Origin of the sequence: Nocardia sp. NPDC060220 (assembly GCF_042727815.1) — a bacterium.
Classification (GTDB): Bacteria; Actinomycetota; Actinomycetes; order Mycobacteriales; family Mycobacteriaceae; genus Nocardia.
Map to the genome: position 1 here is coordinate 1 of NZ_JBHWZY010001097.1, position 1,953 is coordinate 1,953.

The 1,953-nt window shown below is 67.4% G+C and carries 2 protein-coding genes; both read left to right on the top strand.

Features of this window, described 5'->3' with window-relative positions; translation table 11 throughout:
• Nucleotides 1-675, top strand: a 675-nt coding sequence (locus ACFWF3_RS34035) for an SDR family NAD(P)-dependent oxidoreductase (protein WP_379318118.1), incomplete at its 5' end; no start/stop codon positions are given.
• A gap of 135 nt (nt 676-810) precedes the next feature.
• Nucleotides 811-1,953, top strand: a 1,143-nt coding sequence (locus ACFWF3_RS34040) for a hypothetical protein (protein ID WP_379318120.1), incomplete at its 3' end; no start/stop codon positions are given.

Here is a 1,953-nt window from a genome sequence, read left to right on the forward strand (position 1 = left end):
GTACACGGGTGCGAACTCGATGTGACCGACGAGCGGTCGTTTCATGACTTCCTCGCCGTCACCGAGGCGATCCTCGGACCGATCGACGTGCTCGTCAACAATGCCGGGGTGATGTGGGTCGGGTCGTTCGACGCCGAACCCGACAGCGCGACCGCGCGCATGCTCGCGGTGAATCTGCACGGAGTGATCCGCGGGGTGCGACTGGCGGCGCCGGCGATGCGGACACGCGGGCGCGGGCACATCGTCACCATCGCGTCGATCGCGTCCAAGGTCTCCCCCGCCGGTGAAGCGACCTACGCCGCGACCAAACACGGAGTGCTCGGGTATCTGACAGCGGTTCGCGAGGAATTGCGCGGGAGCGGCGTGCGGTTGACGGCGATCATGCCCGGGGTGGTCGAAACCGAATTGGCGGTCGGAACCGATACCGGCGCAGCACACTTGCTCCAGCCAAGCGATGTCGCCACGGCAGTGCTCGAGGTTGTCGCACGGCCGCGATTCGAGGTGACATTGCCCGCGCATCTCGGGCCGCTACTCGGCCTGTCCGGTGCGCTGCCACAGTGGTTGCGCGACTTCGTCTTGCGGCGAACGGTACCGAATCAGGTTGCGGCGGTGGCCGGATCGTCGAGCCGCGCGTCGTATGAGAAACGGCTGCTCGACGGCGACACCGATTCCTGAATTCCGGCGTGTCGCCGCCGGGGATTCGGCGGAATCGACTCGTTGTCGTTGACCGGGGCACGGTCGGCGTTTACGCTCTCTGGCAATCACACATATGTTCGATAGTCCATATGTTCGAGTGGCGGAAGGCGCGACATGTCCGACGATCGGTTGAGCGAGAATGCCGCGATCGCGCCGAACACCGAGATCACGGCGCTCGCCCAGCAGGTCGCCACAGCCCGCGACAAGCTCCCCCTCCAGCACGACACGGCCCTCTACGACGCGCTCTCCGACGACGAGATCCGCGCCGAACGGGAACTGGCCGAATGGATTCGTACGCAGCGGCGCACACAGCGCCGGCGCGCCGTGGGCGACGAGCTCGCCGCCGAACAACGCGACCGCCGCACCAGCGCCCTCATCCGCCGCACCGACGAAGCCGACGCGCGCTGGCATCGCAAGGCGCTGGCCGCACGACGACGGGTGTCGAGCGCCGACGCGCGCCTGGCCCAGTTGTACCGGCGGTCGGAATGGTCATCGCGCGCGCTGATCGGGGTCGTCGTTCTCGGCATGGTGTGGGCCGGGGTCAACGTGCAACGCAATCTCGTGCCGAGCGGCGACATGAGCGACCCGCTGTACTGGCTCAGCTACGGCATCGAGGCGATGATCTCGATCCCGATCATCGTCATCATGGTCACCGCGACCACCGCGGCCCGCTGGGGGCGTGAGTTGGAACGCGGCAAGGTAATCGTGTTCGAACTCGCCCTGCTCGGCACCACCATCGCCTTGAACGCGGGCCCCCACCTGGCCGCCGGATCCTTCGGTCGCGCAGCCGAATTCGCCATCGCCCCGGTGATGGTGGGTGTGGTGATCTGGTTGCACGCGTGGGTCTCGGCTCGGTACGCGATGTTGATCGAGAGCGCATCGGTCGAATTGCCAGGGGACGCCGGGTATTCCGCATCCGAACGGATGGCTTCTCATGCGTTCCCGCAGCAGGCGGCCGACTCCCTCGCCGCCGACAGGCAGGCGCTCGGGCACACCCTGAGGATCGCAGTCGCGCCCGAACTCCGATCACCGCTGATCGACCCGGCTGTCGTCAGCTCGACCGCTCTGCATTCGGCGGCGAAACACAACCTCCGTGAAACCGCGACCCCCACCGACGTCGCGACTGCCGTGACATTCGGCGGGCACGAGGCCGCGGACGTCGCGACCGAGGCGACCGAGGCGACCGAGGCGACCGAGGCGACCGAGGCGACCGAGGCGACCGAGGATCTCGAGTTCGCCGCCGTGAAAACAGCGTCC